The organism is Micromonospora endolithica, from assembly GCF_003626595.1.
GTDB classification, from domain to species: Bacteria; Actinomycetota; Actinomycetes; order Mycobacteriales; family Micromonosporaceae; genus Micromonospora; species Micromonospora endolithica.
In genome coordinates this window covers 1-8,401 of the sequence record NZ_RBAK01000029.1, presented here as the reverse complement: position 1 = coordinate 8,401, position 8,401 = coordinate 1, and the positions used below count along the sequence as shown (strand labels likewise).

The 8,401-nt window shown below is 74.1% G+C and carries 2 protein-coding genes; both read right to left on the bottom strand.

Annotation, left to right across the window (positions count from 1 at the left end):
* The coding region (locus D7223_RS32275) for a type I polyketide synthase (RefSeq protein WP_147442482.1) at window positions 1-5,325 on the bottom strand (5,325 nt) is incomplete at its 3' end.
* 17 nt (window positions 5,326-5,342) lie between these two features.
* Window positions 5,343-8,401, bottom strand: a 3,059-nt coding sequence (locus D7223_RS32270; protein ID WP_120733480.1) for a type I polyketide synthase, incomplete at its 5' end; no start/stop codon positions are given.

Sequence of the window (8,401 nt, the reverse complement as noted above, 5' to 3'; positions counted from 1 at the left end):
GTGGGGTCCTTGGCGGGAGAGCAGGAGCAGGTGGCGGATGTTGTGGTGGGTGACGAGGTGGTGGGCGATGAGGGTGCCGAGGGTGCCGGTGCCGCCGGTGATGAGCACGGTCCCGTTCGGATCCAGCGGACGCGGCACGGTGAGCGCGATCTTCCCGATGTGACGCGCCCGGCTGAGGTGCCGGAACGCGTCCGGCGCGCTGCGCATGTCCCAGCACGTGGTCGGCAGCGGCGCGAGGTCACCGCCGCGGAACAGCTCGGCCAGCTCCGCCAGCATCCCGCGGACGCAGTCCGGCCCTTCCTGGTCCAGGTTGTACGCCTGGTAGCGGACCTCCGGGTGGTCCCTGCGTACCGCCTCGGCCGCCCGGATGTCGGTCTTGCCCATCTCCAGGAAATGCCCGCCGGGTGCCACCAGCCGTAGTGACGCGTCGACGAACTCGCCGGCCAGCGAGTTCAGGACGACGTCGACGCCCGTGCCGCCGCTCGCGATGAGGAACTGCTTCTCGAAGTCGAGGGTGCGGGAGTTCGCGATGTGGTCGTCGGCCAGGCCCAGTGACCGCAGCACGTGCTGCTTGGGCGGGCTGGCCGTGGCGAACACCTCGGCACCCCACAGCCGGGCCAGCTGGAGGGCCGCCAGGCCCACGCCGCCCGTCGCGGCGTGCACCAGCACCTTCTGCCCGGGCTGCACCCGAGCCAGGTTCCGCAGCCCGTAGTAGGCGGTGAGGAAGGCGACCGGCATCGTCGCGGCCTGCACGTCGGTCCAGCCGTCCGGTACCGGCACCACGTGCCGGTGGTCGGTCACCGTGATCGGCCCCAGGGAACCCTTGAACAGGCCGGTCACCCGGTCACCCACGGTCACCCCGGCGACCTCGGCACCCACCTCGGTGACCACGCCGCACGCCTCGCTGCCGATCACCTCCTGGCCCGGCACCATCGCCAGGGCGACCAGCACGTCCCGGAAGTTCATCCCCGCGGCGCGGACCGCGACCCGGATCTCGTGGCCGGCGAGTGGCCGGGCGGCGGCCGAGTTCGGCATCACCGCGAGGGTTTCCAGGGTGCCCTCGGCGCCGGCGTCGATCCGCCAGTCGGGCCGGTCCGGCACCGGCAGCGGGGGCGCCGCGTCGGTGCGGACCATCCGCGGCACGTACAGGCCGTCGTCGTCCAGGGCCAGCTCGGGTTCGCGGGCGGCGAGAATCATCGCCACCAGGTCCGCCGTGATCGGCGCCCGGCCCAGGTCGACCAGCGTGATCCGGTCCGGGTTCTCCGACTGGGCCGAGCGGACCAGGCCCCGGACGGCGGCGCCGGCCAGGTCGAGAGCGGACTGCCCACCGTGTACGGCGACGGCGTCGCGGGTCGCGACCACCAGCCGGGACTCGGCGAATCGCTCGTCACCCAGCCAGCCCTGGAGCGCCTCCAGCGCCTCGGTGGTGAGTTCGGTGGCCTGTTCGGCGGGGTCGGTCCCATCCTCGCCGGTAGAGATGCCGGCCGCACAGATCAGCAGCACGGTGTCCGGCACGTCCGGATCGGCGGCCAGGTCGGCCCACCGGGGATGAGCCCGCACCGGCCGGTCCACGTCGGCGGCGGCGACCTCGGCCGGCCCGCCGACGATCGCCAGCGCGCCGATGTCGCCCGGGGCGGGCAGCGGGACGGCGGTCCACTCGAGGTGGAACAGCGAGTCGTGGGTGCGGCTCGGCCCGGTGCCGAGGCCGCCCGCCTGCACCGCCCGCAGCGTCAGCGCGCCGATCGTGGCGACCGCCTCGCCGGCGTGGTCCGACACGGTGAGCGTGACGGCGTCCGTACCGGCTGGGCGCACCTGCACCCGCAGCCGGGTCGCGCCCTCCGCGTGCAGCACCACGTCGGTCCACGCGAACGGCAGCCGGATCTGCCCGGTCAGGATGTCCGAGTCCGGCAGCAGGGCGATGACGTGCAGCGCGGCGTCCAGCAACGCCGGGTGCAGGCCGAAACCCGCGGTGTCGGTGCCGTCCGGGAGCGCGACCTCGGCGTGCACGCCGTCGTCGGTGCGCCACGCCGCCCGCACCCCGCGGAACGGCCCGGAGTACCGCAGCCCGATCTGCTCGAACCGCGAATAGAGGTCGTCCACGTCGATCGCGACGGCGCCGGCGGGTGGCCAGGCCGAGACCGCCGCCAGCGGCGGCTCGGGGAGCGTCCGGGCGAGCCGGCCGGTGGCGTGCGTCGTCCACGGGCCGGCCGGCGCCGCGTCGTCCGGCCGGGAATACACCGCACAGGTCCGGCGGCCCTGCTCGTCCTCGCCGGCGACGGTCATCCGCAGGTGCACCGCGCCGTTCTCCGGCACCACGAGCGGAGCCTGCAGGGTCAGGTCCTCGATGCGGTCGCAGCCCACCTCGGCACCGGCGTGCAGGAGCATGTCCAGGTACGCCGTGCCGGGCAGCAGCGCCAGGTCCCGCACCCGGTGCCCGGCGAGCCAGGCGTGCGCCGGCACCGACAGCCGGCCGGTGAACACCGCGCCTTCGGTGGCCGGATCCTCCACGACGGCGGTCAGCAGCGGATGGCCGGCATGGCTCAGCCCGGCCGCGGTCACGTCGGCGACCACCGGGTCCGCCAGCCAGAAGGTGCGCCGCTGGAACGGGTAGGCCGGCAGGTCCGCGGGCACTCCGGCGGCGGGCCGCCGCGCCGCCCAGTCGACCGCCGCCCCGTACGCGTGCAGCTGTGCCAGGGCGGCCCGCAGCCGGGCCGGACCACCCAGCTCGCGGCGCAGCGTGTGCCCGGCGTTGACCGGCACTCCGGCGTCCGCGGCGGTGTCCTGCAACGCCGCGCTCAGCAGCGGATGCGGGCTCACCTCGAGGAACAGATCGTGCCCGTCGGCCAGCAGCGCCCGGGTGGCCGGCTCGAAGAGCACCGGGTCGCGCATGTTGCGGTACCAGTACGCGGCGTCCATCTCGGTGGTGTCGAGCCGCGCGCCGGTGACCGTGGAGAAGAACGGCACCCGCGCGGCGGCCGGCGCCACCGGGGCGAGCACCTCCAGCAGGTGCTCGTGGAAGACGTCCACCTGGGCGGAGTGGCCGGCCGTGTCGATGCCCCGGATCTGGCGGGCGTCCACCCCGTCGGCGGTCAGCCCGGCGATCAGTTCGGCCAGCGCGTCGGGATAGCCGGTGACGGCCGTCGTGCCGGGGCTGTTGACCGCCGCCACGGACAGGCGGTCGCCCCACCGCGCCAGCCGCGGCCGCAGGGCCTCGGTGCTCAGTCCGACCGACACCATGCCGCCCCGGCCGGCCAGCTTCCGCCAGGCCTGGCTGCGCAGCACGACGATGCGGGCGGCGTCGTCGAGCGAGAGTCCGCCGGCCACGTACGCGGCCGCGATCTCGCCTTGGGAATGCCCGACCACGGCGGCCGGTTCGACGCCGGCCGCGCGCCACGCGGCGGCCAGCGACACCATCATGGTGAACAGCGCCGGCTGGATCACGTCGACCGAGTTCAGCGAGGGCGCGCCGGGTTCGCCGCGGAACACGGCCAGCACCGACCAGTCGAGGTACGCCCGCAGCGCCGTGTCGCACTCCTCGGCGGCCGCCCGGAACGCCTCGTTCCCGGTGAGCAGCCCGTCCGCCATGCCGGGCCACTGCGAGCCCTGCCCGGGGAAGACGAAGACGGGCCTGGTCGATCGGCCGGCGACGCCGCGCACCGCCCAGCCGTCCTCCACCGCCGTCTCGCCACCGGCGAGCGCCGCCAGCGCCGCCAGTATCTGCGTCCGGTCCGCGCCGCCGGCCGCGGCCCGGTGCGGCAGGTGCGCGCGACGGGTCGCCAGCGTGCCGGCCACCTGCCGGAGATCCAGCTCGGGACGTCCGGTCAGGTGCTCGTGCAGGCGGGCGGCCGAGGCGGTGAGCGCGTCGGGCGTACGTGCGGACAGCAGCACCGGCGGCACGGCCGCCGGATCACCGGCCGGCGCGTCCTCTTCCTCCGGCGCCGGCGGCTGTTCCAGGATCACGTGCGCGTTGGTGCCGCTGATGCCGAACGAAGAGACTCCGGCCCGGCGCGGATGGCCGTTCTCCCGCCACGGCTGCGGCTCGGTGAGCAGCCGGACGGCGCCGTCGGCCCAGTCCACGTGCGGTGTCGGCGTGTCCACGTGCAGGGTGGCCGGCAGCGTCTCGTGGGCCAGCGCCCCGATCATCTTGATGATGCCGGCCACGCCCGCGGCCGCCTGGGTGTGGCCGATGTTCGACTTGATCGAGCCCAGCCACAGCGGACGGTCGGCGGGCCGTCCCTCGCCATACGTGGCGAGCAGCGCCTGCGCCTCGATCGGATCGCCGAGCCGGGTGCCGGTGCCGTGCGCCTCGACCGCGTCCACCTCGTGCGGGGCGAGTCCGGCGTTGGCCAGCGCGGCCCGGATCACCCGCTGCTGCGCGGGGCCGTTCGGTGCGGTCAGCTGGCTGCTCGCGCCGTCCTGGTTGACCGCGCTGCCGCGGATCACGGCCAGGATCCGGCGGCCGTTGCGGCGGGCGTCGCTGAGCTTCTCCAGTAGCAGGAGGCCGGCACCCTCGGAGAACCCGGTGCCGTCGGCCGCCGCCGCGAAGGCCTTGCACCGGCCGTCCGGGGCCAGTCCGCGCTGCCGGCTGAACTCGACGAGCACGCCGGGCGTGGCCATCACCGACACCCCGCCGGCCAGGGCCAGGTCGCACTCGCCGCTGCGCAGCGCCTGCGCCGCCAGGTGCACCGCGACCAGCGACGACGAGCACGCGGTGTCCACGCTGATCGCCGGACCCTCGAAGCCGAACGTGTACGCGATCCGGCCGGACGCCACGCTGCCCGCGCTGCCGGTGTTGAGGTAGGCCTCCACCTCCTCCGGTACCCGGTTGGCCAGCCGGCCGCCGTAGTCGCCGTACATCACGCCGGTGAAGACGCCGGTGGGGGTGCCACGCAGCACGGCCGGGTCGACGCCGGCGCGCTCGACCGCCTCCCAGGCGAGTTCCAGCAGGATGCGCTGCTGCGGATCGGTGGCCAGCGCCTCGCGCGGGCTCATCCCGAAGAAGTCGGCGTCGAAGTCGCCCGCGCCGGGCAGGAAACCACCGTGCCGGGTGTACGTCTTGCCGGCCGCGTCCGGGTCGGGGTCGTACAGGTCGTCCACCGGCCAGCCGCGGTCGCCCGGCAGCTCGGAGATCGCGTCGCGTCCCTCCGCGAGCAGCCGCCAGAACTCCTCCGGCGAGTCCGCCCCGCCCGGGTAGCGGCAGGCCGCCGCGATGATCGCGATCGGCTCGGCCGCGTCCGACTCGACGGCCGCCAGCCGCTGTCGCGTCTGGTGCAGTTCGGCGGTGACCCGCTTGAGGTAGTCGCGCAGTTTGCTCTCGTTGGACATGTGCCGGCCGTCCTTCGTCACGAAATGCCGAGTTCGTCGTCGATGAACTTGAAGACCTCGTCGTCCGAGGCGTCGTCCCGCAGGCCGGCCACCTTGTCGGAGTCGGCGGAGTCCTGCTCCAGCTGGTCCAGCCGGCGCAGGAAGAGCCGCAGCCGCGCGGACAACGTCGCCCGGTCCGCCGCCGGGATCGACTCCAGCTCGTGTTCCAGCTCCGCCAGGTCGTCCACCACCGGACTCACGCCGGTCCGGTCCGCGGGCCGCAGCAGCTCGCGCAGGTGACCGGCGAGCGCGCGGGGCGTGGCGTGGTCGAACACCACCGTCGTGGGCAGCCGCAGCCGCACCGCGGCGTTGAGCCGGTTGCGCAGCTCCACCGCGGTCAGCGAGCTGAAACCCATGTCGAGGAAACCGCGTTCGGTGTCCACCTGGACCGGCGACTCGTGGCCCAGCACCGTCGCCACGTGCGTGCGCACCAGGTCCAGCACCGCGGTGTGCTGCTCCTCCTCGCTCAGCCCGGCCAGCCGGTCCCGGATCTCGGCCGCCGCGGGTGCCGGTGTCCCGGCCCGGCGGGCGGCCGGCGGGAGCAGCGCGGAGAGCATCCGGGGCAGCACGTCCGCCGCGGCCGACCGGCGCAGGCTCGCCCGGTCGAGTTGGGCGGTGATGAGGGTGGGGTGGGTGGTGGTGAGGGTGGTGTCGAGCAGGGTGAGGGCGTGGTCGGTGGGCAGGGGGGTGATGCCGAGGCGGTGGAGGCGTTGGTGGTCGGTGGTGTCGAGGGTGGCGGTGAGGGTGCTGGTGTGTTGCCAGAGTCCCCAGGCGAGGCTGGTGGCGGGGTGGCCGTGGGTGTGGCGGTGGTGGGCGAGGGCGTCGAGGAAGGTGTTGGCGGCGGCGTAGTTGGCTTGGCCGGGGTTGCCGAGGGTGCCGGCGATGGAGGAGAAGAGCAGGAAGTGGGTGATGGGGTGGTGGCGGGTTTGGGTGTGCAGGTTCCAGGCGGTGTGGGTTTTGGTTTTGAGGGTGGTGTGGAGGTGGTGGGGGGTGAGGTTTTGCAGGGTGGTGTCGTGCAGGGTGGCGGCGGTGTGGATGACGGTGGTGAGGGGGTGGTGGGGGTTGATGGTGGTGAGGGCGTGGGCTAGTTGGGTGGGGTCGGTGGTGTCGCAGGCGAGGATGGTGGTGGTGGCGCCGTGGTGGGTGAGTTCGGTGTGTAGTTGTCGGGCGGCGGGGGTGTGGGGTCCTTGGCGGGAGAGCAGGAGCAGGTGGCGGATGTTGTGGTGGGTGACGAGGTGGTGGGCGATGAGGGTGCCGAGGGTGCCGGTGCCGCCGGTGATGAGCACGGTCCCGTTCGGATCCAGCCCGCCCAGCGCCTCGACCGGCCCGTCACCGACCGGCTGGATCCGCGGGACCAGCACGCTGCCGTTCCGCACGGCCAGCTGAGGCTCGCCGGCCACCAGCGCCGCGGCGAGAGCCGGCGGCACGGGGAGGACGGCCGAGTCGGTGTCCAGTAGCACGAAGCGGTCCGGGTGCTCCGACTGCGCCGACCGGACCAAGCCCCAGACCGCCGCGGCGGCCAGATCCTCGACGCCCTCGTCGTCTGATGTCGCGACCGCGCGGCCGGTGCACACCACCAGGCGCGACTCCGCGTGACGCGGGTCGCCGAGCCACCGCTGCAACAGTTCCAGCGCCGTCGTGGCGACCTGCTCGGCACGGTCCGCGGGATGGTCCGCGGCCTGCCCGTCGCCGATCGGCGCGAACACCCAGTCGCCCGGCTCGGGATCGTCGATCATCGTGCAGGGGCCCAGCGGCCCGGCTTCCGCTACCTCCGGCGACACCCAGCGCACCCGGAACATCCGGTCGGCGGCGGCGTCCCGGCCGAGAGCGGCGGCGGTGATCGTCCGTACGGTCAGCGACTCCACGCTCAGCACCGGCTGCCCGGTCCGGTCGGCCACCTCCACCCGCACCCCGCCGTCCCCGGCGTCGCTCATCCGGACCCGCAACGGCCCGCCCGCGGCGGTGCCGTGCACCCGGACCGCCCGCCACGCGAACGGCAGCGGGATCCGTCCCGGCTCGTCCAGCACGCCCGGGCGCAGGAAGATCGGGTGCAGGGCGGCGTCGAGCAGCGCCGGATGCACCGCGAATCGGTGGTCGTCGCCGGCCTCCCCGGCGGTGATCTCGGCGAAGAGAGCGTCGCCGTCGCGCCACACGGCACGCACCGCCCGGAACGCCGGGCCGTACCCGACGCCGGCGTCGGCCAGGGTGTCGTAGAAGTCGTCGATCACCACCGGCTCCGCGGCGGGCGGCGGCCAGGCTCCGGCCGGACCGCCCGGGGCGGCACCGGCGGCCGCGAGCGTGCCGGTCGCGTGCACCGTCCACTCGGCATCGGGAACGGCCGGCTGCGCCCGGAGGGTCAGCTGCCGCGTCCCGTCCTCGGCCGGAGCCTCTACCAGCAGCTGAACGTCCACCGAGCGGCGGCCGAGCACCAACGGCGCCTGCACGAGCAGCTCGCTCACCTCGGGCGCGTCCACGAGCCGCCCGGCGGACACCGCCATCTCCACGAATGCCGCGCCCGGCAGCAGCACCTCGCCGAGCACCGTGTGGTCCGCCAGCCACGGCAGGTCGCTCAGGCTCAGCCGGCCGGTGAACAGGTGGGCGTGGTTCGGCAGCTGTGTGTGGTTGGTCAGCACGCGGTGGTTCGCATTCGCCTGCGGACCCGTGGTCGTGGTGAGCCAGTAGGGCTGGTGGTGGAACGGGTATGCGGGTAGCGGTTCGATCTCGGCGGTGCTCGGCCGCCAGGTGGTGGGCAGGCCGTGGGTGTGGGCGTGCGCGAGTGCCTGGCTGAGGTCGTGGTCGGTGGCGTTATGGCGCCGGATGGTGTGGTGGGTGGTGGTGATGGCGGTGTGCACCTCGGTGGTCTCGGCGATGGTGTGGCTGAGGACCGGGTGCGGGCTGACCTCGACGAATTGGTGGTGCCCGCTGGCGGCGAGTTCGGTGATGGTTTGGTGGAACTGGACGGGTCGGCGCAGGTTGGTGAACCAGTACTGGTTGGTCAGGGTGCTGGTGTCGATGAGTTCGCCGGTCACGGTGGAGT